This is a genomic window from Snodgrassella sp., from assembly GCF_024103505.1.
GTDB classification, from domain to species: Bacteria; Pseudomonadota; Gammaproteobacteria; order Burkholderiales; family Neisseriaceae; genus Snodgrassella; species Snodgrassella communis.
In genome coordinates this window covers 215218-239463 of sequence record NZ_JAGGIJ010000001.1, presented here as the reverse complement: position 1 = coordinate 239463, position 24246 = coordinate 215218, and the positions used below count along the sequence as shown (strand labels likewise).

General features: G+C 42.2%; 23 protein-coding genes. 17 read left to right on the top strand and 6 right to left on the bottom strand.

Annotation, left to right across the window (positions count from 1 at the left end; all coding sequences use genetic code 11):
* Nucleotides 1–23 precede the first annotated feature (23 nt).
* From J6578_RS01090 to J6578_RS01080, 3 genes are all read left to right on the top strand, one after another.
* Nucleotides 24–1208, top strand: a complete 1185-nt coding sequence (locus J6578_RS01090; protein WP_100151126.1) for an O-succinylhomoserine sulfhydrylase — start codon at nucleotides 24–26, stop codon at nucleotides 1206–1208.
* A 171-nt stretch (nucleotides 1209–1379) separates the two neighbouring features.
* Nucleotides 1380–1709 (top strand): thioredoxin TrxA, encoded by a 330-nt coding sequence (gene trxA, locus J6578_RS01085; RefSeq protein WP_287953692.1) that lies wholly within the window; start codon nucleotides 1380–1382, stop codon nucleotides 1707–1709.
* 700 nt (nucleotides 1710–2409) lie between these two features.
* Nucleotides 2410–3675: an MFS transporter gene (locus tag J6578_RS01080; protein ID WP_287953690.1), complete on the top strand. Its 1266-nt coding sequence runs from the start codon at nucleotides 2410–2412 to the stop codon at nucleotides 3673–3675.
* Nucleotides 3676–3794: 119 nt separating this feature from the next.
* Here the strand turns inward: J6578_RS01080 and J6578_RS01075 are convergent, their stop codons facing one another.
* The 3 genes from J6578_RS01075 to aroA all read right to left on the bottom strand — a co-directional run bounded on the left by J6578_RS01075 (nucleotide 3795) and on the right by aroA (nucleotide 7715).
* Nucleotides 3795–5183, bottom strand: a complete 1389-nt coding sequence (locus J6578_RS01075) for a phosphomannomutase/phosphoglucomutase (protein WP_287953689.1) — start codon at nucleotides 5181–5183, stop codon at nucleotides 3795–3797.
* 96 nt (nucleotides 5184–5279) lie between these two features.
* Entirely contained in the window at nucleotides 5280–6320 is a 1041-nt protein-coding gene (gene ruvB / locus J6578_RS01070) for a Holliday junction branch migration DNA helicase RuvB (protein WP_093090649.1), read from the bottom strand.
* 81 nt (nucleotides 6321–6401) lie between these two features.
* On the bottom strand, nucleotides 6402–7715 hold the full coding sequence (gene aroA, locus J6578_RS01065) for a 3-phosphoshikimate 1-carboxyvinyltransferase (RefSeq protein ID WP_287953855.1): 1314 nt from the start codon (nucleotides 7713–7715) through the stop codon (nucleotides 6402–6404).
* A gap of 200 nt (nucleotides 7716–7915) precedes the next feature.
* Between aroA and J6578_RS01060 the strand changes: the two genes are divergently transcribed.
* From J6578_RS01060 to hfq, 14 genes are all read left to right on the top strand, one after another.
* Nucleotides 7916–8536 (top strand): hypothetical protein, encoded by a 621-nt coding sequence (locus J6578_RS01060; RefSeq protein WP_287953687.1) that lies wholly within the window; start codon nucleotides 7916–7918, stop codon nucleotides 8534–8536.
* Nucleotides 8537–8731: 195 nt separating this feature from the next.
* On the top strand, nucleotides 8732–9406 hold the full coding sequence (gene cmk / locus J6578_RS01055) for a (d)CMP kinase (protein WP_287953685.1): 675 nt from the start codon (nucleotides 8732–8734) through the stop codon (nucleotides 9404–9406).
* 224 nt (nucleotides 9407–9630) lie between these two features.
* Nucleotides 9631–11313 (top strand): 30S ribosomal protein S1, encoded by a 1683-nt coding sequence (rpsA, locus tag J6578_RS01050; protein ID WP_093090643.1) that lies wholly within the window; start codon nucleotides 9631–9633, stop codon nucleotides 11311–11313.
* 6 nt (nucleotides 11314–11319) lie between these two features.
* Nucleotides 11320–11637: an integration host factor subunit beta gene (locus tag J6578_RS01045; RefSeq protein WP_037405699.1), complete on the top strand. Its 318-nt coding sequence runs from the start codon at nucleotides 11320–11322 to the stop codon at nucleotides 11635–11637.
* A 147-nt stretch (nucleotides 11638–11784) separates the two neighbouring features.
* Nucleotides 11785–12951 (top strand): cell division protein ZapE, encoded by a 1167-nt coding sequence (gene zapE, locus J6578_RS01040; RefSeq protein WP_287953683.1) that lies wholly within the window; start codon nucleotides 11785–11787, stop codon nucleotides 12949–12951.
* A gap of 91 nt (nucleotides 12952–13042) precedes the next feature.
* Entirely contained in the window at nucleotides 13043–13468 is a 426-nt protein-coding gene (gene ndk, locus J6578_RS01035) for a nucleoside-diphosphate kinase (protein WP_239348630.1), read from the top strand.
* 660 nt (nucleotides 13469–14128) lie between these two features.
* On the top strand, nucleotides 14129–15211 hold the full coding sequence (gene rlmN, locus J6578_RS01030; RefSeq protein WP_239428081.1) for a dual-specificity RNA methyltransferase RlmN: 1083 nt from the start codon (nucleotides 14129–14131) through the stop codon (nucleotides 15209–15211).
* A 4-nt stretch (nucleotides 15212–15215) separates the two neighbouring features.
* A complete protein-coding gene (gene pilW / locus J6578_RS01025; RefSeq protein ID WP_093090636.1) occupies nucleotides 15216–15980 on the top strand; it encodes a type IV pilus biogenesis/stability protein PilW in 765 nt (254 codons plus the stop codon).
* Nucleotides 15980–16864 carry a RodZ domain-containing protein gene (locus J6578_RS01020; RefSeq protein ID WP_287952514.1) on the top strand — a complete coding sequence of 295 codons (885 nt, stop codon included), beginning with the start codon at nucleotides 15980–15982 and terminating at the stop codon, nucleotides 16862–16864. Before pilW ends, J6578_RS01020 begins: the two co-directional genes overlap by 1 nt.
* A gap of 1 nt (nucleotide 16865) precedes the next feature.
* The gene (gene ispG, locus J6578_RS01015; RefSeq protein WP_287953681.1) at nucleotides 16866–18134 is read left to right on the top strand and encodes a flavodoxin-dependent (E)-4-hydroxy-3-methylbut-2-enyl-diphosphate synthase; all 1269 of its coding nucleotides are present in this window, start codon (nucleotides 16866–16868) and stop codon (nucleotides 18132–18134) included.
* 64 nt (nucleotides 18135–18198) lie between these two features.
* Nucleotides 18199–19491: a histidine--tRNA ligase gene (gene hisS, locus J6578_RS01010; RefSeq protein WP_093090630.1), complete on the top strand. Its 1293-nt coding sequence runs from the start codon at nucleotides 18199–18201 to the stop codon at nucleotides 19489–19491.
* Nucleotides 19491–20117 carry a YfgM family protein gene (locus tag J6578_RS01005; protein ID WP_093090628.1) on the top strand — a complete coding sequence of 209 codons (627 nt, stop codon included), beginning with the start codon at nucleotides 19491–19493 and terminating at the stop codon, nucleotides 20115–20117. The genes hisS and J6578_RS01005 overlap by 1 nt, the downstream gene beginning before the upstream one ends.
* Nucleotides 20118–20251: 134 nt before the next feature.
* Nucleotides 20252–21703, top strand: coding sequence for a ribosome biogenesis GTPase Der (gene der / locus J6578_RS01000; protein ID WP_287953679.1), 1452 nt, complete (start codon nucleotides 20252–20254; stop codon nucleotides 21701–21703).
* Between the two features lie 84 nt (nucleotides 21704–21787).
* Nucleotides 21788–22036, top strand: a complete 249-nt coding sequence (gene hfq / locus J6578_RS00995) for an RNA chaperone Hfq (protein WP_025330801.1) — start codon at nucleotides 21788–21790, stop codon at nucleotides 22034–22036.
* A 49-nt stretch (nucleotides 22037–22085) separates the two neighbouring features.
* On the opposite strand, the gene J6578_RS00990 is transcribed toward hfq, so the two are convergent.
* From J6578_RS00990 to tpx, 3 genes are all read right to left on the bottom strand, one after another.
* Nucleotides 22086–22418 (bottom strand): DMT family transporter, encoded by a 333-nt coding sequence (locus J6578_RS00990; RefSeq protein WP_093090623.1) that lies wholly within the window; start codon nucleotides 22416–22418, stop codon nucleotides 22086–22088.
* A 322-nt stretch (nucleotides 22419–22740) separates the two neighbouring features.
* Nucleotides 22741–23418 (bottom strand): epoxyqueuosine reductase QueH, encoded by a 678-nt coding sequence (locus J6578_RS00985; RefSeq protein WP_093090621.1) that lies wholly within the window; start codon nucleotides 23416–23418, stop codon nucleotides 22741–22743.
* Between the two features lie 123 nt (nucleotides 23419–23541).
* Entirely contained in the window at nucleotides 23542–24039 is a 498-nt protein-coding gene (gene tpx, locus J6578_RS00980) for a thiol peroxidase (protein WP_287953677.1), read from the bottom strand.
* Nucleotides 24040–24246: the final 207 nt, after the last annotated feature.

The window sequence follows — 24246 nt, the reverse complement described above, 5'->3', positions numbered from 1 at the left end:
ATTTATAGATAAATTAAACAACCATGTCTACTTTACGATTGCATCCGGAAACCATTGCTATCCGCGGTGTTAAGGAACAAACCTCATACAATGAACATAATTCAGCACTGTTTTTAACCAGTAGCTTTATGTTTGACGATGCAAAAACCGGTGCAGCCTTGTTTGATGGTTCCACTCAGGGCTTTACCTATACACGCACTAATAATCCAACTGTGGCAACATTTCAGGCACGGGTGGCACAACTGGAGCAGGGTGAGGCAGGCTTAGCTACTGCCACGGGTATGGCTGCAATCAACGCAGTTTTTCTGGCTTTATTAAAAACCGGTGATCATCTGGTAGCCAGTAAAAGCCTGTTTGGTACGACTATCGGTTTGTTAAATAATATATTGCCCCGATTCGGAATCGAGGTAACGCTGGTTAGCCAGACAGATATGGCTCAATGGCAGGCTGCTATTCGACCCAATACCAGAATGCTGTTTGTGGAAACGCCATCTAATCCACTCAATGAGCTGGCTGATATTGCTCAGCTGGCAGAGCTGGCACATCGTCATCAGGCTTTGCTGGTAGTTGACAACAGTTTTTTGTCATCGGCCTTACAGCAGCCATTACGTCTGGGCGCCGACTTGTCGGTGCAGTCAGCAACTAAAGCAATTGATGGTCACGGGCGGGTGATGGGTGGTGTTATCTGTGGCAGTGCAGCATTAATTAATGAAATTTTTTTACATGTGCGCACCACTGGCGAGGTATTGTCTCCTTTTAATGCATGGGTGCTGTTGAGTGGCGTGGAAACCTTGTATCTCCGTATGGAAAAGCAGAGCGCCAATGCTCTGGAAGTAGCGCAGTTTCTTTCTACTCAACCTCAGGTTGTTGCCGTGCACTATACAGGAATGACTAACCACCCGCAAAAAGCGCTGGTACATAAGCAGCAGCAAGGTGGTGGTATTGTGGTGGCCTTTGAGGTTAAGGGGGGAGAGCAGGCTGCGTGGCAGGTAATTGATACATTAACACTCTTTAGTAAAACGGCAAATCTTGGCGATGTGAAATCTACGGTTACCCATCCATGGACAACCACGCATGGTCGGATGGCACCGGAGGCGAAGCTTGATGCTGGTATTCAGCCTGGGTTAATTCGTTTATCTATTGGATTGGAGCATGCTGCTGACTTAAAAGCAGATTTATCCAATGCATTAAGTCAGATCAACGTTTAATATGGTGTAAAGAAAATTTCTAAAGAATTGATGTAGCCCGTAATGGCCAGTAACAGTTGATTTTTAAGTTGCTGTGTACTATTGCAGCTGTTTAGTTTTGGATACTCCTGTTGCATTAATGACTATTTAGCTATATTTTATATAGACAACCGATAATAAAAGGAAATCATAATGAGTAGTGATTTAATTGTTCATATTGGCGATGGCAACTTTGAGCAAGAAGTTTTACAGGCAGATACCCCAGTATTGCTGGATTTCTGGGCTCCTTGGTGCGGACCTTGTAAAATGATTGCGCCAATTCTGGATGATTTAGCCCCGGCTTATCAAGGCAGACTGAAAATTGTTAAGCTTAATGTTGATGAAAATCAGGAAACGCCGGCTAAATTCAATGTTCGTGGGATACCTACTCTGATGATTTTTAAGGATGGTGCTAGTGTGGCTACGAAAGTAGGAGCCTTAAATAAAGGACAATTAGAAGCGTTTATTAATGCTTCAATATAAATATTAGTTTCTCAATTTCATAAGTGCCCTCAAGCTGGCAGTGATTATAAAATTTTGAATTTAGATTTTATGATTTATGCTGTCTGCTATGAGGGCATTGTTTGTTCATTATAATCAAAATTTAATCTCTCTGAGTATTTCTATATTGCCTTATTTTGCTAAACCGTTTTCAGGCAGATTTTACATTTCAAGATTTGTATCAGTTTACGAAATAGACTTAAAGTAACCTAAATTGAGATCTGCTAACTCTTATAATTTTTCATCCTAGCTTGCTTTTGATTGCCATCAGACGACAATATAAATAATTATAATTCTGCTTGGTTGATGCTTTGATTGTAAATTTGGAAGTTAAATGAAATTATTATTAATAATAATAAATTAAGTGGATAATATTATTGGTAATAATATAATCTTATGATTATATGTAAATATATTGTAAGCAAAAAATAAGATATTCAGTAAAATAAAGTTATTTTGTAAAATTAATAAAAAAATTTATTAACATGGTATTTTAAAGTCATAAAAAATTTCTGATAGTACCGAAATTGAAATATTTTTTAATTTTGTTGTTTAAAATATTGTAATTTAGGCGTATTGTGTTAAATGTGAGTTAGTAGTGACTTTATTGAACACGTCTCTCCGGTTTTGCTAGAATGATTTTGTGAAATTTCATTCGGAATTAAACGAAAGCGAGTACGCTATGAATCATGAATCCAAGTTGTCTGTATCTACTCCCGGTGGCAATCAATCCAGTGCATTGAATAAAACATTTGTAATTGCCTGGCTTATCTGCGCCATTTTCTATTTTGTCCAATATGCATTGCGTTCTGCACCAAGTATTATGCAGAGCGAAATGATCGCCACTTTGAGGATTTCTAAAGTGGAAATGGCTGCAATTATTGGTCTGTATTTCTATTCTTATGCTTTCTTTGCGTTGGTTTCAGGCGTTTTGCTTGATCGGATCGGACCACGTTTTACAGCATCATTAGGTATTATTCTGGTAGTTGCTGGCTGTATACTTTTCTGTACTGGTACTGTTATTACTGCTCAATCTGGCCGTTTCTTGCAAGGTGCTGGTTCTGGGCTGGCCTTTACTAGTGCTGTGTTTCTGGCAACTCGTGGTTTCCCAAAGAAATGGTTGGCCACTGCTGTAGGCATGACACAGTGCTTTGGTATGCTCGGTGGTTTTATGGGACAGGCTGTAGTATCACCGATTATTAAACATCAGATAATGGGCTGGCAAACATTCTGGATGGTGGCGGCCGGCGTTTTGGCTGTGATATTTTTTGCTTCTGTAATCATCACGCCACGCACTCGAGAAGGGAAAATTGATTGGACTGGTTTAAGTCATCCTTATCTTGTGGTATTGAAAAACCCGCAATCTTATATTTGTGCTTTCATTGGTGCCATGATGTTTATGCCTACTAATGTCGGCAATATTGCCTGGGGTAATCAGTTTTTGCAGGAAGGTTTGGGTTCCGGTACTGATACTGCTTTGCGTTTGGCCATGGTTCCACTGGGCTGGGTAATTGGCTGTCCCATTCTGGGCTATTTATCCGATGTGATTGGTCGTCGTAAGCCTGTTGTTATGGGCAGTATAATTGCAATGGGTATTACTGGCGGTTTTATTGTTTATCTGCCTGAAGTTATGCCACCTTATATAATGGGTTTACTATTTGGTGTTGCCTCTGGAGCAGCAATGATTCCTTACACCATGATTAAAGAAGTTAATCCTGATGAAGTGAAGGGTACAGCTACAGGTGTGATTAACTTCTTTGTGTTTGTGATCAGTGCGATAATGACCAATCTGTTCAGTTTACTGATTGCGCACTTAGCCAGCGCAGAAGGAGGCCAGCTAAGCCTGAAGATTTTCCAAACCGCAGACTTTGTTTTTGTTGGTGGTTTGATTCTGGCTTTTATTATGACAATGTTCGTATGCGAAACGGGTAGTAAAGCTAAAGCTTAAATTGTCTAAACTGGTTTTTTAACCAGCGTGCAAATTAACCAAACGGCTACTTTAAGTAGCCGTTTGTGGTTTTAGTGCAAATCAGATGCTGCATCTGATGCCAAATTCAATTTACACATTTAATTCCAGCTTAAATCCGGATTTTGTGAAATTACAGCTTTGAATTGAGCTATGATATTGTCTAAAGCTTGCTGGTTGTCTGCCTCAAATCGTAATACCAACACAGGGGTAGTATTAGAAGCGCGCATTAGCCCAAATCCATCTTTAAATTCCACTCTTAGACCATCAATGGTGATGCGTTCAACTTCATCATTAAACTGAGCATTTTGTGCCAGACTGGCGATAATTTCGTGCCCTGATTGTCCCACAGGAACGGCAATGTTTAATTCAGGTGTAGATATGCCTTCAGGCAAATCATTTAAAACTGCTGATGGATTTTCACTTGCAGACAAAATTTCCAGTAAACGGGCACCGGCATACAAGCCATCGTCAAAACCTAACCAGCGTTCTTTAAAAAATACATGACCGCTCATTTCACCAGCCAGCAGTGCACCATGTTCCTTGATTGCGGCTTTAATGAAACTGTGACCGGTTTTACTCATGATGGATTCGCCACCATGCTGCTCAATCCATGGTTTGAGTAATCGAGTAGATTTAACGTCATATATAACTTTTGCTTTAGGATTGCGTGCCAATACATCTGCTGCAAATAGCATCAGCTGGCGGTCGGGATAAATAATCTGCCCATCTTTGGTTACTACACCCAGACGATCACCATCGCCATCAAAAGCCATACCGATTTCTGCATCACTATTCTGTAAGGCCTGAATTAAATCCTGTAGATTGGCTGGCTTAGCCGGATCAGGGTGGTGATTGGGGAAATTGCCATCTACTTCACAAAATAATTCTGTTACTTCACAGCCCAAAGCACGATATAAATCTCCAGCATAAGCGCCGGCTACTCCATTGCCTGCATCTATCACAATTTTCATTGGCCGTTTAAGCTGAACATGATTGGCAATATAATTAATGTATTCAGATGCGATGGGTAGGGAAACCACGCTTCCGCTATGTTCGACGGAGGAGGCCAACTGACCGGATTCGATAATTTTGCGTAATGTCTGAATATCGTCACCAGCAAGAGTAGTTCCAGCTAACATCATTTTAAAGCCATTGTAATCAGGTGGGTTATGGCTACCTGTAATCATGATACCACTACCCTGACAATGCTCAATCGCCGCAAAATACAGCATTGGTGTAGCAACCATACCTACATCAATTACATTAATTCCACAGGCGCTAATACCCTGAATTAGACTGGTTGCCAGAATCGGGCCCGACAGGCGGCCATCGCGGCCAATAGCAATCTGGTTGATTCCTTTGCTGAGAGCTACGGTAGCAATGGCGCGGCCAATCAGCTCAGCTGTATCTTTGTTTAATGAAACATCCACAATGCCACGGATATCATATGCTTTAAATATGCTAGCATCAATCTGTTTTGAGGTCATGAATAATGTCCTTAGTTGTTCTTGTATTTGGTTAAATTTTAAATCAGTGTTTTTAGTGATAAATTTTAAAGATAAGGCTATCTGTTTACAGATGAATTAGGCTTTAGTGCTGGGAGCAGGTAAGCCAAAATGGCTGTAGCTTAATTCCGTAGCCATTCGTCCTCGTGGTGTTCTCTGTAAGAAACCCTGCTGAATTAAATAGGGTTCGATAACATCTTCGATGGTATCAGTTGATTCGCCAATTGCTGCTGCAATGTTATCCAGACCAACAGGTCCACCTGCAAATTTATATAGAATAGCTTCCAGATACTTGCAGTCCATAACATCTAGCCCGGATTGATCAATATCTAACATTTTTAATGCCGCATCTGCTACTTCGGCATTGATCTGACCTTGGTATTTTACTTCGGCATAATCACGTACACGTCGTAACAGGCGATTGGCGATACGAGGCGTCCCCCGGCTGCGTCTGGCGATTTCAGCTGCACCGGTGTTGTCAATTTGTAATTTTAACAGTTGGGCGGAGCGGGCAACAATAGTAGTTAAATCGGTGTTATTGTAGAATTCCAGACGTGAGACTATACCAAAGCGGTCTCGCAATGGATTGGTTAGCATACCTGCTCGAGTGGTAGCGCCGACGAGAGTAAAAGGCGGGAGATCGATTTTGACCGAGCGCGCTGCGGGGCCTTCTCCAATCATGATATCTAACTGGTAATCTTCCAAAGCTGGGTACAATATTTCTTCTACTACCGGATTGAGGCGATGAATTTCATCTATAAAAAGGACGTCATGTGGTTCAAGATTGGTAAGCAGTGCAGCCAGATCTCCAGCTCGTTCGAGTACCGGCCCAGATGTCTGGCGCAGATTAACGCCAAGTTCATGAGCAATGATATGAGCCAGAGTAGTCTTGCCCAGACCAGGAGGGCCAAATAATAAGGTATGATCCAGAGCTTCACGCCGTATTTTCGCAGCCTGAATAAAGATAGAAAGCTGTTCTTTGGTCTTATGCTGTCCAATATAGTCTGTCAGCGCGCGCGGGCGCAAGGCGCGTTCCAGCTGTTCCTCCTGTGCTGAGGTAGTTTGCGGGCTGATGACACGTTGTGGCTGTGCACCTGAAAGTTGGTCTGTTTGTAGCATGGCTAAATAAAAAAAACAAATTATATCAATAACGGCTTTAGGCCAGAGTAAATAGAAAACAGACTGGGTAAAGTTCTGATTTTAAATAGGTGTGCACATGCCAGTAAAAGCTTTGAAATATTCGGGGAAAGTTTTATTGACACATTGTGGATCGTCTATATAGACGGAAGTGCCCAGCAGGCTGACAAGTGAAAAACACATGGCCATTCTATGATCGTCATAGGTCTGGATGTGGACGTCGGCCTGCAATTTTGCAGGAGGCGTAATACTGATACTGTCCTCAGTGGCCATAACATGAGCACCAAGTTTGCGTAATTCAGTAGTCATGGCTTCGATGCGGTCAGTTTCTTTAACGCGCCAGCTGGCAATATTGCGAATATGACATGTTTCTTTACAGGCCAGAGCCACAATGGCAAGAGTCATAGCTGCATCCGGAATATGATTGGCATCGATATCGAAGGGCTGAATAGGCTGATCAGAGCAACGTGATATCTCAATAAACTGTTCACCCCAGTGTACATGTGCACCAATTTTTTCCAACTCGTGTATAAAGGCAATATCACCCTGAATGCTGTGGGCGTCAATACCATTAACACGAATAGATTTACCAGATATTAGTCCGGCAGCAAGGAAGTATGAAGCACTGGATGCATCACCTTCTACAAAAATTTGTGCAGGCGCATGATAGTGCTGCCCAGCAGGCAGCTGAAATGTCTGAAAATCTTTGTGTTTAACCTGAATACCAAATTGTTCAAGCAGCTTTAAGGTAATAGTAATGTAGGGTTTGGATATAAGTTCGCCACAGACATCAATGGTGTAAGCTTTTCCGGTTAACGGTAAAGCCATTAACAGTGCGGTTAAAAACTGGCTTGATACATTACCTTTAACGTTGATATGGTTATTTCTGTTTTGCTGGGTAGGATAAATTTGTAAGGGTGGAAAACCGGTCTGCCCCTTATATTCGATTACTGCTCCGGCTAATTGCAGAGCTTCAACGAGGTCACCAATAGGGCGTTCATGCATACGTGCCACGCCGTGTAAATAATATTCTCCTCCCAGTATGGCCAGTACGGCAGTTAAAGGCCTGAATGCTGTGCCTGCATTACCAAGGAATAAATCTGCCTGCTGTTGTGGGAACTTACCTTTGCACCCGTGTACTCTGATATGTAAGTCCGATTTTTTATCTTCGGCAGCTAAATATTCAATTTTGACGCCAAGGTTCTTTAATGCTTTCAGCATATAATGAGTATCATCTGAATCAAGTAAATCATGAATTTCACTCGTATTCTCAGCTAGTGATGCTAGGAGCAATATACGATTGCTGATGCTTTTTGAACCGGGTAAATTGATACTGGCTGAATGACAAATACTGGCTTTTAAATGCAGGGTATTCATGCTGATATTGGCTAATTTCAAAGATTTGGCTGGAAGTTTATCAGTTAATTGTGCTACAGGATATCTATATATGCAGTGATTTTGACATGTATAAACAGAAAAGTGCGCAAACAAACTATAAATAAAGTATATATAAATCAGGTGATCAATTGTAACCTTAAGTATAATAGTCACTATATTAATATTTTAATGTGATGGCTATGAAAATGAATCTTGACTGGCACTGGTCTAAATTCAGTACAGTCTGGTTATTAATAATATTGTTTGTACCTTTGGTGCAGAGATTACATATCAATCCTGATTGGGTGATATTTATTGAACAGGGGCAAACCTTTTTCTTACTATTTTGCTTTGTATTTACCCTTTTATCAACTTTATATAGTAGATTAACTGGCGAAGAAAGAGCATTCTGGTTGTGGGCATCATTATGGTGGCTGGTATTGCTGGGACGTGATCAAAACTGGGGCAGACAAACTTTTTCTGGTTATTCGCATGCGTTTTATCATGGTGTAGCAGCAGTGTTGATTCTGGGACTGATATTAATGTTGTTGTGGCCACGCTTGCGTGCCGGCATCAAATATTACTATCACCAGCCTTTTCCTGCATGGAATTTCCTGCTAGCTGCTACAGGCTTTTTATTGGCTGATGCAGTAGAACGTGGACGCTGGATTGCACATTTTATTCTGTATAATCCTATTTATGATGATATGCTGGAAGAATTATATGAATGTCCCTTTATATTGGCTTTGTTTACTATATCAGCTGCGTTACAATGGCGAACAATAATTGGTTCGGATAGGAAAATTATTAAAGCAAGTTGAAGCACGATAAATTACGGTATTGGCTAAAAATGGAATTCTGGCCTTCTGATGTTGAAAGTGAGATTGGTGGTTTATTAATTTTACTAATTATGACTAGAGCAAATTTTCTGCTTTAAAATATAAAAATATCAGTCAGTTATTGCTTGAGGATAAATTTCAGTATAATGTGCAGAAAATTTTGTGAAAAGGTAAGATATGGCTGTGTCGCAATCTGAGCCACGAATGAAAGTAATTGCTATTGATGGCCCCAGTGCTTCCGGTAAAGGAACAGTGGCTGCACAAGTGGCCGCTATTCTGAACAGGGACTATCTGGATTCCGGTGCACTTTATCGATTAACTGCCTTATATGCTAGTCAACAGAATATTGACTGGGATAATGAACATGAGATTGCTACACTAGCGTATAAATTACCAGTGGTTTTCAGCACAGATTCCATTTTATTGAATGGTATGGATGTAACAGCTGCTATTCGCACGGAAAACATTGGCATGGGCGCTTCGGCTATTGCTGCTTTACCGGCGGTGCGGACGGCGCTATTACAACGCCAAAGAGATTTTTTAGTGCCACGAGGGTTGGTAGCTGATGGGCGGGATATGGCTTCAGTAGTGTTTCCGCAAGCAGAACTCAAAATATTTCTTACTGCCAGTGCACCAATACGGGCTCAACGACGTGCCTTACAACTGGGCTTAGCTACTGATGGAGCAGATTATCAGCGGATACTTACTGATATTGAAAAACGGGATCAGGCTGATCGCTCCCGTGCGGTAGCCCCTCTTAAACCTGCCAATGATGCAATAATCCTCGATACCTCTTCGCTTAACATTAAAGAAAGTGTAGAAAAAGTGCTTGATTGGTATCGAAAAATCTAAAAATAGGTTACAATTCTGGACTTTTGTGTATGGGTGTTCTGTATACTTGCTATGTTTGAAGGATATGAACCCTGTGCCAAATAATTGTTTTCATGTTTTTTTATGCTGATGTGTTGGTAATTTGCATCAGTAGATTTTAGTATTGCTGGCACAGTCAGGGTGTGCCGGTTTTGATTAACTAACTTCCGTATCCCCTGACGATACTTGTTTGAGAATATAAATATATGACTATGGAAAATTTTGCCCAGTTGCTGGAAGAAAGCTTCACCTTGCAAGAGATGAATCCCGGCGAAGTCATTACCGCAGAAGTTGTTGCCATAGACAATAATTTCGTCACTGTGAATGCCGGTCTGAAATCAGAATCTCTGATTGAGGTGAGCGAATTCAAAAATGCAGCGGGCGAGATTGAAGTTAAAGTTGGTGATTTTGTCACTGTAACTATTGAATCTGTGGAAAATGGTTTTGGTGAAACTAAACTGTCACGTGAAAAAGCCAAACGTGCAGCTGACTGGATCAAGCTGGAAGAAGCCATGGAAAATGGTGAAATTCTGTCAGGTGTGATCAATGGTAAGGTTAAAGGCGGCCTGACTGTAATGATCAACAGCATTCGTGCATTCCTGCCTGGTTCACTGGTCGATGTACGTCCGGTCAAAGACACCTCTCACTTTGAAGGCAAGGAAATTGAATTCAAAGTAATCAAACTGGATAAGCGTCGTAATAATGTTGTGGTTTCTCGCCGTGCAGTGCTGGAAGAAACATTAGGCGAAGAACGTAAGGCATTGCTGGAAAACCTGAAAGAAGGTTCAGTAGTGAAAGGTATTGTGAAAAACATTACCGATTATGGTGCCTTCGTTGATCTGGGCGGTATTGATGGTTTACTGCACATCACTGATCTGGCATGGCGTCGCGTTAAACATCCAAGTGAAGTGCTGGAAGTTGGCCAGGAAGTAGAAGCCAAAGTATTGAAATTTGATCAGGAACGCAGCCGTGTTTCTTTAGGTCTGAAACAGTTAGGTGAAGATCCATGGAATGGTCTGGCTCGTCGTTATCCGCAGGGTACCCGTCTGTTTGGTAAAGTAACCAATCTGACTGACTACGGTGCGTTTGTGGAAATCGAACAGGGCATCGAAGGTCTGGTACACGTTTCAGAAATGGACTGGACTAACAAGAATGTTCATCCAAGCAAAGTAGTTCAGATGGGTGATGAAGTAGAAGTGATGATTCTGGAAATTGACGAGGATCGTCGCCGCATTTCACTGGGCATGAAACAGTGTCAAGCCAATCCATGGCAGGAATTCGAATCCAATCATGAAAAAGGCGAAAAAATCAAAGGCGTGGTGAAATCTATCACTGATTTTGGTGTCTTTGTAGGCTTGCCTGGTGGTATTGATGGTCTGGTGCATCTGTCTGATCTGTCATGGAGTGATGGCGGTGAAGAAGCTGTACGTCAGTTCAAGAAAGGTGAAGAGGTTGAAGCCGTAGTCTTGGCCATTGATGTTGATAAAGAACGCATTTCTCTTGGCGTGAAACAGCTGGCTGGTGATCCGTTCAGCAATTATGTCAGCGTGAATGACAAGGGCAGCATTGTAACTGGTAAAGTAAAATCATTGGATGCCAAAGGTGCTGTTATTGCATTGGCTGATGATGTTGAAGGTTATCTGCGTGCATCTGAAGTTTCAAATGATCGTGTTGAGGACATTCGCAATGCCCTGAAAGAAGGCGATGAAGTTGAAGCTGTGATCACAACTGTAGATCGTAAAAACCGGAATATCAATCTGTCTATCAAAGCTAAAGATGCACAGGAAAACAGTGCTGCTTTGCGTTCATTATCTGCTAACAATGCCTCTGCCGGTACTACCAGCTTGGGTGATTTGTTAAAAGCAAAATTATCTGGTGAAAGCGAATAAGCGGTTATGACGAAGTCGGAGTTAATGATTCGCTTGGCGGAACTATATACTGCTAATAATGATAGTACTGTATTAAACGCTAAAGATGTTGAGCAAAGTATCAAAATTCTCGTTGATACCATGACTCGTGCTTTAGCTAAAGGCCAGCGAATTGAAATTCGTGGATTTGGTAGCTTTGATTTGAATCATCGCCCAGCTCGTATTGGCCGTAATCCTAAAACAGGGGAAAAAGTATCGGTACCAGAAAAATATGTACCGCACTTTAAACCTGGTAAGGAGTTACGTGAGCGCGTTGATAAATCACTGCCGTCTGCGGATAAATAATATTGTTTTTTTGAGATAGACGTTAACGCCGCAGTTTCTGCGGCGTATTTTTATTTTAGGATGGTCGAAAGTCTAGCAAATGTGCTAAGGTTACATTTTTTAACTTTTGCTATATACAATCTTGATTTCCGGAAGAAATTCTATAATATGACCACCACTTCCTTTGCTGCTCCCGAATTTAATAATCAAAGTCCTCTGATCTGGTATCAAACTGCACAACAGCAACCCGGTTTCATTCATGATGAGGCTCAGTTACGTGCAATCAAACAATTGGACAGGCTATGGACTGAGTTGATGATGTTTAAGCGTAAACGAAACCGCTTTTTAGGGCGTAGCTTACGCTCTCCACGCGCACCCAAAGGACTATATATGTATGGCGGAGTGGGGCGTGGCAAAAGTTTTTTGATGGATGTGTTTTTTGGCTGTTTGCCTTACCAGCGCAAACGCAGAGTACATTTCCATGCATTTATGGCAGAAGTACAACAACGCCTGAAAGATCATCATAGTCAGACCAATCCATTAAGTGCAGTGGCGCAAGACATTGCAAAAGAAGTCAGGGTATTGTGTTTTGATGAATTCCACGTCAGTGATATTGCTGATGCCATGATACTGGGGCGCTTACTTGATGGCTTATTTGAGCAAGGCGTAGTTATGATTGCCACATCCAATTATGCCCCAGCCGAACTTTATCCCCAAGGTCAGAATCGATCCAGTTTTCTACCTACTATTGCATTAATTGAAAAACAATTGACTATTCTGAATGTGGATGGTGGGCAGGACTATCGTATGCGTGTGCTAAAGCCTGCCGATGTGTTTTATATTCCGGCAGATACAGCCAGCGAAAAGAAGCTTGAACAACTATTTCATAAGATTAATGATCAGCAGCAGATAGTTGGCGGTGAAATTGAAATACTGGGACGAAAGCTGGTATATAAAGCCCTATCTGAAACTACAATCTGGTTTGACTTTAATGAATTATGTTGCGGCCCGCGCTCCCAAAATGACTATCTAGAACTGGCGAAGCGATTTCGCGTATTAATTTTATCTGGTATACCTAAAATGAATGGTGGCCAAATGGCAGAAGCGCGTCGGCTTACGTGGCTGATTGATGTGCTATATGATTACCGTATCAAACTTTGTGTTAGTTGTGAAGTTGCTATAGATGACATTTATACCGATGGTGATTTTGCAAATGAATTTACGCGTACTGCCAGCCGACTTACTGAAATGGGTTCGGAAGAATATTTGACTTTATTACATCAGACATTGGATTTAGATGAAGAAACCAGTAATGCAGGAAAAGATATTAAATAAAGCTGAATTTTGTTAAAATAGATAAAGCTGTTTTTCTGGCAATTTTCTGTGTCAGTATGTAAAACCTATATATTTAACATAATGGAAGAATATGACTATCGAACGCACTTTATCAATTGTTAAACCGGATGCCGTAGCTAAAAACGTTATCGGACAGATTTATAGTCGCTTTGAAAGCAATGGTCTGAAAATTGTTGCTGCTAAAATGAAACATCTTTCCAAAGCAGAGGCAGAAGGCTTTTATGCTGTACATAAAGAACGGCCTTTTTTTGCTGATCTGGTTAATTTCATGATCAGCGGACCTGTGATGATTCAGGTGCTCGAAGGTGAAGGTGCTGTAGCAAAAAACCGTGAACTGATGGGTGCTACTAATCCTAAAGAAGCTGCCGCAGGTACAATTCGTGCTGATTTCGCTGACTCTATTGACGCTAATGCAGTACATGGTTCAGACAGTCTTGAAAATGCCGCTACAGAGATTGCCTATTTCTTTGCTGCTGATGAGTTATGTGCACGCTAAGTCAAAGGTAAGTTTATAGAATTAGTCCACCTGAAGATAGGTGGGCTAATTTACAATTGAAATGAAAATGCAAATGGAATAATTGGAAAGTATGGCTGGATTTTGCATGTGAAATTCAAATGTTTGATTTCTATAATGAAATTTTTCAATAACACTTAAATCTTGGCAAATACATTATTTGTTTGAAGCGGATTGTTGGCAAAACAGGTTCTGAAATCTTACCTCATAGTGAAACAGTTTTGATAAAATTGGCACGCATATTCTCTATTTTAATTACTTCACTTAATTGGAAAATTAAATGGGCGTGTTATATTTAGCACTAAGTTGTAAATAAATAGCCAAAACAAATTCAGATTTTAGTGATTCTGAAACTGTAAAAGCTTAGATATACGTGATGGCAATGATTTTTTATTTAAGAATACAGATAATGGCTGGTATGCTACCAAAGTTCGGATAGACCCGATAATGATTAATGGTGCCAGTTTAACGTTATTATCCAAAAGGAAAAAACGGAGAGAAAACTTAAAAATTTATAGTATTTCCAGTCTGGTATAAATTAAATTATTGTATAAATTGTTGAATAAATTTGAATTATCAGCATAATGACATGTGTAAAAACTAATTGTTACTGCTTTTTCCCAATATTATTGTATTACCCTGATGAAGACCAACTTGCTAAATTTTGATTTACCCGGTTTAACTGCCCTTTTTGCTCAAATGGGAGAAAAACCTTTTCGTGCCAGACAAGTTATGCGCTGGATACATCCGGGAGGTGTAGCCGATTTTACTGATATGACTGATCTGGCCAAATCTTTACGCCATAAATTACTGGATCATGCCGAAATAAAGGTACCGGATTTACTGTTTGAGCAAAAATCTGTTGATGGGACATGCAAATGGTTACTTGATGTTGGTACGGGTAATGGCGTGGAAACAGTTTTTATTCCAGAAAATACACGCGGAACTTTATGTATTTCCTCTCAGATAGGTTGTGCATTGGAGTGTTTGTTTTGTTCTACAGGAAGGCAGGGATTTAATCGTAATCTGACTACTGCGGAAATTATTGGGCAGTTATGGTGGGCAAATAAAGCACTTGGTGTAACGCCTAAAGATGAAAGAGTCATTTCAAATGTGGTCATGATGGGAATGGGTGAACCTCTGGCCAATTTTGACAACGTGGTAACTGCACTGAGTATCATGCTGGATGATCATGGCTACGGTCTGTCGCGTCGTCGCGTAACGGTATCTACTTCAGGCATGGTGCCGCAAATGGATCGACTAAAAGAAGTCATGCCGGTTGCTCTGGCTATTTCGTTGCATGCATCTAATGACAAGGTACGGGATAAACTTATTCCATTGAATAAAAAATACCCACTTGGCCAGCTAATGGCAGCCTGTCAGCGTTATCTCGCTAAGGCACCACGCGATTTTATTACTTTCGAGTATATAATGCTTAAAGATGTCAATGACTCTGCGCAACATGCGCGCGAGTTAATCGAACTAGTTAAGGATGTACCGTGTAAATTTAATCTGATTCCGTTTAATCCATTTCCCAATTCCGGTTTTGAACGTTCAACAAGTGAGCGTATTCGTATATTTCGTGAAATATTGCAGGAAGTCGGTTTTGTTGTTACGGTTAGAAAAACTCGTGGTGATGATATTGATGCAGCATGTGGCCAGCTGGCCGGAAAAGTAAAAGACAAAACACAACGTCAACAGAAATGGCAACTTGTTCAGGGATGATTTGATGAAAAAAATAGGGTTAACTTTATTATTTGCACTGATATTATCTGCTTGTGCGAATCAAAGTATCAATAAAAAACCAACAGCCGCTCAGCGGGCTCGTGATGTTGCCCAGATTAAAACTCAACTGGCAATTGAGTATATGAAAACCAAAAACTATCGTCAGGCTGTAGAAGCTATTGATGAAGCATTAAAAAACAATAGTAGTTCATTTGATGCATGGTTGATACGAGCTCAGATATGGCAATATCTAAAAGAACCGGCTAAAGCTGAAGAAAGTTTTCAGCGCGCGCTGTCGATCGCACCTAATAGTGCTGAAGTAAATAATAATTATGGTTGGTTTTTATGTGATGCTTTAAAGAAGCCAAATGCTTCAATAGCCTATTTTGATAAAGCTTTGACAGATCCAACGTATCCTACACCAGAAACTGCTCAGTTTAATAAAGGTATTTGCAGCAGCCGTATGGGCCAATATCAATTGGCCAATAGTTATTTTGAGCGCGCTTTGGCTGCCAATCCTAATTTTATTGCTGCCAAAAAAGAAATGGCGCGTAACAATTTGCAGTCAGGCAGTGTATCAGAAGCCAATTATATGTTTAAGCAGTATCAAAGTCAGATAAATAAATTATCTGCTGATGATTTATTATTGGGGTGGAGAATTGAAAGATCATTAGGTAATACGCAGGCAGCCTATGAATATGAAGCTCAACTGCGTAATAATTTCCCTTACTCTGCTGAATTAGAGCAGGTTTCTACAGGAAAATTCTGATGAATGAGCAAAGCACAAATCCTGAATCCGGTTCAAATGCCGCAGCCACTTTAGGAACAATACTTTCACAGACACGAAAGCAAAAGGGCTTATCTGTCGGCGAGGTGGCTGAGCGCTTGAAATTACCAGCCAGACAGGTTGAGGCAATGGAAAGTGGCCGCTATAAGGGTTTGCCCGAAGCTGTGTTTATCAAAGGTTTTCTGAGTTCATATGCCCGATTACTTGAACTGGATGAGAAAGAATTAAAGCAATATCTGCAACAAATATTTCCGGCAGGCAATCAGCAATTAACTTCCGAGGTTAGTAAGGTAACACCGGAAGAATTGGATTTTCAGAACAAGTTACAGCGTCGCCATTTTCCACGCTGGCTAATTGTTGTACTTGTGGTCATTTTAATTGGTGCCGTGGTTTATGCTTGGCAACATAAATCAACCTCAGAAAACGCCAGACAGACTGCGACAGCTAGTCAGGAAATATCAGCACAAGCAACTTCTATCGGTGATATCGCAGCCAGTAATATCCGGATTGTACCGATGACAGCCAGTGAGCAAACCAGTACACGCGCCGCTTCCACTGGAGCAAATGCCAGCCAGACTGATGCTGGCCGTACTGGTAGAGAGGCTTCGCAATCTCTTGCAGAGAGTACAGAGGCACTGGTTATTAAACTTGAAAACAACACATGGTTACAAGTAAGTGACAGAAGTGGCAAAGTGTTAATCAAAGAGACTGTTGACGCGGGGAGTACACATCAGTTCAGTGGTGCTGCACCATATAAAATTATTCTGGGTAAAACACTGGGTGCCAGTATCCAGTTTGCAGGCAAAGATGTTGCTATCCCACAAAATAAAAAAAGAACAGCTGTAATAACGGTAGGTGGAAATTGAAATGACGCTGGCTGGAACACGCAGGAAAACACATCAGGTAAAAATTGACCACGTTGTAATTGGTTCTGATGAACCAGTACTGGTACAGTCTATGACCAATACCGACACGGCAGATGCTGAACAGACTGCCAGCCAGATTAAAGCTTTAGCTGATGCCGGTTCAGAGCTGGTACGGATTACAGTAAATTCACCTCAGGCTGCTGCCAAAGTACCGGAAATTCGACAACGTCTTGATGATATCGGCTGTAATGTTCCTTTGGTAGGGGATTTTCATTTTAATGGTGATCGTCTGCTCAAGGACTATCCGGATTGTGCGCGGGCACTATCCAAATATCGGATTAACCCCGGTAATGTGGGTAAAGGTGTGAAGGGAGATGAAAAATTTGCCTACATGATTCACACTGCTGCTGAATATGATAAAGCTGTTCGTATTGGCGTAAACTGGGGCTCTCTGGATCAGGCTCTGGCCAAACGCATGATGGACAGCAATCTGGCTTTATCAGATCCACAGCCCGCTGAAGCTGTCATGAAAGAAGCATTAATTGTTTCTGCACTGGAATCTGCACAGAAGGCAGAAGATCTGGGTTTGCCGGCTAACCGAATAATCTTGTCGTGCAAAGTATCCAATGTGCAGGATTTAATTGAGGTTTATCATAATCTGGCAGCACGTTGCTTGTATCCCTTGCATCTTGGTCTAACTGAGGCAGGTATGGGCAGTAAAGGCATTGTGGCTTCTACTGCAGCTCTGGCGATTTTATTGCAACAGGGCATTGGTGATACTATTCGGGTATCGCTTACACCAGAACCGGGCAGTGCACGCACACAGGAAGTAGTCGTGGCGCAGGAAATCCTGCAAACCATGGGACTGCGCTCTTTTACACCTCTGGTAACGGCCTGTCCGGGCTGTGGACGTACTACTAGTACGGTATTTCAGGAGCTAGCGCGTGATATACAGCAATATTTGCGTAAGCAAATGCCTGTCTGGAGACTGCGATATCCGGGGGTTGAAAATCTGAATGTAGCCGTTATGGGCTGTGTAGTTAACGGTCCGGGTGAAAGCAAACTTGCTGATATTGGTATTTCTTTGCCGGGAACTGGTGAAACTCCAGTGGCTCCCGTTTATGTGGATGGCGAACGGAAAACCACTTTAAAAGGGGAGCATATGGCCGAAGAATTTCTGGCATTGGTAGAAGAATATATCCATATCAATTATGGTGAGCAGGGAAAAAAACGGCAAACGGCAAAAGTTATTCCGATTACAGCTTTATAATTAGCATTACTGTGATGGCTATTAGTCGCTATACAGTTTCTTATGGACAATTAATTTAATTAATATGGGTCAGAAAATCCAAGCCGTTAAAGGCATGAATGATTTATTACCAGTGGCGCAGAAAGATTTCAAGCTGACTTCTGCGCTCTGGCAGGCATTTGAAGATGTGGTTGTCGCATGGACACGTAGTTTTGGCTACCATCAGATTCGGACACCAATTGTGGAGCAAACTGGCCTGTTTGTGCGCTCAATTGGTGAAGAAACAGATGTGATTGGCAAAGAGATGTATACTTTTGCTGATTCTAACGATAAGCTAAGTCTCAGCCTGCGGCCGGAAGGTACGGCATCTTGTCTGCGTGCGGTAGTTGAGCATAATTTACTTTATAATAATCCGCAGAAATTATGGTATATGGGACCGATGTTCCGGCGGGAGCGGCCACAAAAAGGGCGGTATCGCCAGTTTCATCAGGTAGGTGTTGAAGCACTCGGCTTTAATGGGCCAGATGTGGATGCCGAGCTGATTGCCATGAGTGCCAATCTGTGGGAGCGACTGGGTATTCGAGAGCATCTGACTCTGGAACTAAATACACTGGGTAATCAGCAGGAGCGGGCTGCTCACCGTACGGCGCTGATTGCCTATCTGCAACAGCATGAGGCTATACTGGACGAAGACAGCCGGCGCCGTATGCATACCAATCCGCTGCGGGTGCTTGATACCAAAAATCCGGATTTGCAGGCAATGGCCAATGCTGCGCCACGTCTGACAGAATATCTGGGAACTGAATCTCTGGCACATTATGATGCTCTGAAAAATATGCTGGATGGTCTGGGCATTCGCTATGTAGAAAACCCGCGTCTGGTACGTGGTCTGGACTACTATAATCTGACAGTATTTGAGTGGACAACAGACAAGCTCGGGGCGCAGGCTACTGTGTGTGGTGGTGGGCGCTATAACGGGCTGATTGAAGAATTAGGCGGTAAACCTGCTTCAGCAATTGGTTTTGCTCTGGGCATTGAACGTTTATTATTACTGGTACAGGAATTCGGACAGCTGGCTATTAATAATGCCCCCGATGTATATATTCTACATCAGGGTGAAGGCAGCAATCTGGTAGCCATGCAGCATGCTGCATTACTGCGTGCTGAAGGACTGAATGTTTACCTGCATTGTGGTGAACAAAGCTTGAAGGCACAACTCAAGAAAGCTGATGCCAGCGGTGCAGCAATCGCTGTTATCGTGGCGCAGGAAGAACAATTAAACAATACGCTGACAATTAAAAATCTGCGTACTCATGAACAACAAACTGTCGCTGCCAGCGCAGCCTTACAGTTAATCCAACAATGGAAGAAGGCATAATGGTTGTACATATTCAGGATGAACAGGAAGTAGCGAATTTCAAATATTTTTGGCGTCGCTGGGGGCGTTGGATTTTTGCGGTTTTGGTTGTTTTAGCTTTGGCCTATCTGGGCTATGTCCTCTACCAAAGCCATATACGCAGTAATAATGAAAAAGCGGCAGCAGTATTTGAGACGTTTGTGACGCAGGCAAAGACCAATAATATAGCTGAAAGTAAAAAAGCGTTGCGGCAATTACAGGAAGAATATCCCGATACCATGAATGCAACTCAGGCCACATTGATGATGGCAGGATCGGCTTTTGATGACGGTAAATATGATGAGGCTATTCGTCACTTACAATGGGTTAAAAATAAGCAGCATAATGATTTGTTGCAGGCAATCGTTGCCCAACGACTGGCTACCGTTTATTTACAACAGGGTAAATATAATGATGCTTTGCAGGCACTGGATATCAAAGTAACCGGCCAGTTTAAGCCAGTTTTACTGGAAACTAAGGGTGATATTCTACAGGCTCAGAAGAAAAATGCTGAGGCAGTTGCCGCCTATCAGCAGGCACTAAATCTGTTATCAAAGGACTCAGTACAACGTGAAGTACTTCAGATGAAAATCAGCAGTTTGAGCTAATCTGTTTAATGAAACCTGAAATCTCGGCCAGATCAATCTGGCTGGAATTTCAGGTTTATAGTTGTACTGAAAGCTTGCCGCTGGCAGGCTGTTGCTGTTTTACAGCAAGGCAAAATTATCTGAAAGAATCAATTATGAAACCAACGATTGTTCTGGTTGGTCGCCCGAATGTAGGCAAATCAACATTATTTAACCGTTTGACCCGTAGCAAGGATGCACTGGTTGCTGATTTGCCCGGCTTAACCCGTGACCGTCATTATGGGCATGGCCGGGTAGGCAGTAAACCTTATCTGGTAGTAGACACAGGGGGCTTTGAACCAGTCGTAGACAGTGGCATTTTGTATGAAATGGCTCGACATACACTACAGGCTATTGATGAGGCTGATGCTGTTATTTTTCTGGTGGATGGCCGTACTGGTTTAACACCACAAGATCAGATTATCGCTAATCGTCTGCGCCAGAGTACACGCCCGGTGTATCTGGCTGTAAATAAAGGCGAAGGCAGTAACCGGCCGGTTCTGGCAGCTGAATTTTATGAGCTGAGCCTTGGTGAACCTGTTGTGATCTCTGGGGCGCATGGTGACGGCGTCTATGAACTGATAGAAACTGTTTTGGAAACATTTCCTGATGAAGAAGAGGAAACTGAAAACCATCATCCGGTTTTTGCAGTCATTGGCCGGCCGAATGTGGGCAAATCAACTCTTGTGAATGCCATTCTGGGCGAGGAAAGGGTAATTGCTTTTGATATGGCCGGTACTACCCGAGATTCAATTCATATTGACTTTGAACGAGGTGACAAGCCATTTACCATTATTGATACTGCCGGCGTACGCCGGCGCGGCAAGGTTGATAATGCAATAGAAAAGTTTTCTGTTATTAAGGCGATGCAGGCAATTGAAGCCGCTAATGTTGCTGTACTGGTACTGGATGCCCAGCAAGATATAGCTGATCAGGATGCCACCATTGCGGGCTTTGCTTTAGAGGCAGGGCGCGCTCTGGTAGTGGCGGTAAATAAATGGGATGGACTGAGTGCTGAGCGCAAGCAGCAGGTAAAAAGAGACATTGCGCGTAAATTATATTTTCTGGATTTTGCCAAATTCCATTTTATTTCTGCATTGAAAGAAAAAGGAATTGATGGATTGTTCAGCTCCATTCAGGCTGCTTATGATGCGGCAATGATTAAGTTACCAACCCCGAAAATAACCCGTGTGCTACAAACTGCGCTGGAGCGGCAGCAACCTCCCCGTGCAGGGCTGATTCGTCCCAAGATGCGCTATGCCCATCAGGGTGGCATGAATCCGCCGGTCATTGTTATACATGGTAATGCCTTGCAACACATCAGTGATGCTTATACCCGTTATCTGACGCAAACATTTCGTAAAGCATTTCATTTACAGGGGACACCTTTACGTATTCAATACAATGTAAATAAAAATCCTTATGACGAAAAAGACGATAAACCTGCCAGACCCCTGCGGCGGGTAAAACTGAGTAACCGTATAGCCAAGCGTGAACAGGTTAAACAATCGAAAAAGCAGGTAAAGCGTAAAAATAAAGTCAGTTCAAAGAAAACAAATGCCCTGTAATGTGATAGGATTGGCTACGCTTTTCTAATCGCTGTACGCGGGTGCAGCTTAGCGACAACATAATCAAAAAAACGGAGTATCCAAATGAGCGCCAAAGGACAAATGTTACAAGATCCTTTCTTGAATGCACTGCGGAAAGAGTATGTGCCAGTATCCATTTATCTGGTTAACGGTATCAAACTACAAGGTCAGGTGGAATCGTTTGACCAGTATGTTGTGTTATTGCGTAACACTTCAGTAACACAAATGGTATATAAACATGCAATTTCTACAATTGTGCCTGCACGAGCAGTAAGTTTGCAGCATGAACCAAAACCTGCATCTGCAGAGTAATGTAGTTATTTTGTTTTAGTCAAAAGCCGTGGGAAACCACGGCTTTTGACTAATGGGTCATTGATTTGGAAAAAAGATTAATAACTATTACACCAACCAGTATCAAGCCAATACCCAGAATAGCAGGCATATCCAGCTTTTGCCCGAACTTCACCCAGGCTATCAGAGATACACATACAATGCCTACGCCAGACCATACTGCATAGGCAATACCCACCGGCATGGTTTTCAAAGTTTGTGCCAGACAATAGAATGAAATTATGTAACCCACAATTGAACAGATGCTGGGCATTAGCCGTGTAAAACCATTACTTAGTTTAAGCATACTGGTTGCAAATATTTCCGCCAGTATGGCTACCGCTAGAAAAAGCCATTGATTCATAGTGATCCTTTTTTGCTGCTTATGCGCTTAAGCATGGCAGAACATAGCTAAAAAAAGCCACTGTTCAGTCATATTGTATATAGCGCGCTGTAGTGTGGTTTAGTCAGTGTGGTTATCAGGCTGAAATATTGACAGCGTTGCCCGATAATAGAAAATTCGATTATCAGCACCCAAACAATGGATTACTGATAATTTCATTTCTGTGCTGCTATTTTTTACCAAAGAAAAAGCGGATTTATACCAGAATCCGCTTGCAAGCTAAACTGTTTTTGATGAGCCGTTGGCGCAAGCAGTTGTATACTATTGTATTCAGGCTGATCGCTTATGCTTCGTCTTCAACACCGTAGTATTTGGTACCAATTTTAATTGTTTCCCTGCCATGCTCACGGCGCCATGCATTGCTATCACGCAATGAGTAGGCACAGCCACAATACTCTTGCTGGTAAAACTGCTCACGTTTACTGATTTCAATCATGCGCTGGCTGCCACCACCTTTACGCCAGTTATAGTCCCAGTATGTAAGGTCGGGATATTTTTCTGCTGCGCGTTTGCCACAGTCGTTAATCTGCTGCATATTTTTCCAGCGGGAAATACCTAATGAGCTGGTAATAACCGGAAAGCCGTTTTCGTGTGCATATAAAGCTGTGCGTTCGAAGCGCATATCAAAGCACATAGTGCAGCGGATACCGCGTTCAGGTTCAAACTCCATGCCCTTGGCGCGTTCAAACCAATTATCCATATCATAATCAGCATCGATAAAGGGAATATTGAATTTTTCGGCAAAGGCTTTGTTTTCATCTTTGCGAATCTCATACTCTTTTTTCGGATGAATATTAGGATTATAAAAATAAATGGTGTAATCAATACCGGCGGCCAGCATGGCTTCCATGACTTCACCGGAGCAGGGGGCGCAGCATGAGTGTAGCAATACCTTATTTGCGCCATTGGGAGGAGTTAATTTGGGGCGCTGTACCGCTGTGGTAACTGGTTGTGGATTCATTGATGTGATTTCCTGTTATTCGATATTTTTCTGAAGAGATTTTAACAAAGCTGCCAGCACAACAACATAGCCGGAAAGAAAAAAAGCGTTCAGATATCTGAACGCTTGTATGAGAGGGCTGTTTTACAGCGCAGCTAATGCCTGCTCATAATCTGGTTCAGTGGTGATTTCAGCCACTAGCTGGCTATGTAATACCTGATTGTTTTCATCCAGCACAATGACAGCGCGGGCACATAAACCAGCCAAAGGACCAGTGCTGAGCTTAACGCCGTATTGATCTTGAAATTCAGGATGGCGGAATGTAGATAAAGTTTTTACCTGATCCAGCCCTTCAGCACCACAAAAACGTGCCTGAGCAAAAGGTAAATCAGCAGAAATACACAATACAACAGTATTGGACAGCTTGGCTGCGGCCGCATTGAAATGGCGTACTGACGCAGCACAAACACCTGTATCCACACTGGGGAAAATATTCAGCACTTTGCGTTTGCCGGCGAAATCTGCAAGTGATACTTCGTTCAGGCTGGCATCGGTAAGGCTGAATGCCGGAGCGGTGTTGCCTGCTTGTAGAAACTGGCCGCCTACTTCTACGGGTGTACCTTTCAGGGTAACTGTACTCATGATTGTATCCTTTGATGTTTAATCTGGTTAATAAGGTGTAGGCTTATTGTGGGCGATTGGCGGGTAACTGTCAAAGTTTATCTATGTTGATTATAGTTGTTAAAAAGCCGGCGCATAAGCAAAGTTAATTAATGCAACCAGCCAGTCAGCATGGCTGTTACAGATATTGCTGTATTCAGGCTGAATCAAACTGGCTATCAAGAAAAA

Bases quoted from the DNA above. Each gene is read 5' to 3' on its own strand.
- J6578_RS01090 (WP_100151126.1), top strand. From the start codon at position 24: ATGTCTACTTTACGATTGCATCCGGAAACCATTGCTATCCGCGGTGTT.
- trxA (WP_287953692.1), top strand. From the start codon at position 1,380: ATGAGTAGTGATTTAATTGTTCATATTGGCGATGGCAACTTTGAGCAA.
- J6578_RS01080 (WP_287953690.1), top strand. From the start codon at position 2,410: ATGAATCATGAATCCAAGTTGTCTGTATCTACTCCCGGTGGCAATCAA.
- J6578_RS01075 (WP_287953689.1), bottom strand. From the start codon at position 5,183: ATGACCTCAAAACAGATTGATGCTAGCATATTTAAAGCATATGATATC.
- ruvB (WP_093090649.1), bottom strand. From the start codon at position 6,320: ATGCTACAAACAGACCAACTTTCAGGTGCACAGCCACAACGTGTCATC.
- aroA (WP_287953855.1), bottom strand. From the start codon at position 7,715: ATGAATACCCTGCATTTAAAAGCCAGTATTTGTCATTCAGCCAGTATC.
- J6578_RS01060 (WP_287953687.1), top strand. From the start codon at position 7,916: ATGAAAATGAATCTTGACTGGCACTGGTCTAAATTCAGTACAGTCTGG.
- cmk (WP_287953685.1), top strand. From the start codon at position 8,732: ATGGCTGTGTCGCAATCTGAGCCACGAATGAAAGTAATTGCTATTGAT.
- rpsA (WP_093090643.1), top strand. From the start codon at position 9,631: ATGACTATGGAAAATTTTGCCCAGTTGCTGGAAGAAAGCTTCACCTTG.
- J6578_RS01045 (WP_037405699.1), top strand. From the start codon at position 11,320: ATGACGAAGTCGGAGTTAATGATTCGCTTGGCGGAACTATATACTGCT.
- zapE (WP_287953683.1), top strand. From the start codon at position 11,785: ATGACCACCACTTCCTTTGCTGCTCCCGAATTTAATAATCAAAGTCCT.
- ndk (WP_239348630.1), top strand. From the start codon at position 13,043: ATGACTATCGAACGCACTTTATCAATTGTTAAACCGGATGCCGTAGCT.
- rlmN (WP_239428081.1), top strand. From the start codon at position 14,129: ATGAAGACCAACTTGCTAAATTTTGATTTACCCGGTTTAACTGCCCTT.
- pilW (WP_093090636.1), top strand. From the start codon at position 15,216: ATGAAAAAAATAGGGTTAACTTTATTATTTGCACTGATATTATCTGCT.
- J6578_RS01020 (WP_287952514.1), top strand. From the start codon at position 15,980: ATGAATGAGCAAAGCACAAATCCTGAATCCGGTTCAAATGCCGCAGCC.
- ispG (WP_287953681.1), top strand. From the start codon at position 16,866: ATGACGCTGGCTGGAACACGCAGGAAAACACATCAGGTAAAAATTGAC.
- hisS (WP_093090630.1), top strand. From the start codon at position 18,199: ATGGGTCAGAAAATCCAAGCCGTTAAAGGCATGAATGATTTATTACCA.
- J6578_RS01005 (WP_093090628.1), top strand. From the start codon at position 19,491: ATGGTTGTACATATTCAGGATGAACAGGAAGTAGCGAATTTCAAATAT.
- der (WP_287953679.1), top strand. From the start codon at position 20,252: ATGAAACCAACGATTGTTCTGGTTGGTCGCCCGAATGTAGGCAAATCA.
- hfq (WP_025330801.1), top strand. From the start codon at position 21,788: ATGAGCGCCAAAGGACAAATGTTACAAGATCCTTTCTTGAATGCACTG.
- J6578_RS00990 (WP_093090623.1), bottom strand. From the start codon at position 22,418: ATGAATCAATGGCTTTTTCTAGCGGTAGCCATACTGGCGGAAATATTT.
- J6578_RS00985 (WP_093090621.1), bottom strand. From the start codon at position 23,418: ATGAATCCACAACCAGTTACCACAGCGGTACAGCGCCCCAAATTAACT.
- tpx (WP_287953677.1), bottom strand. From the start codon at position 24,039: ATGAGTACAGTTACCCTGAAAGGTACACCCGTAGAAGTAGGCGGCCAG.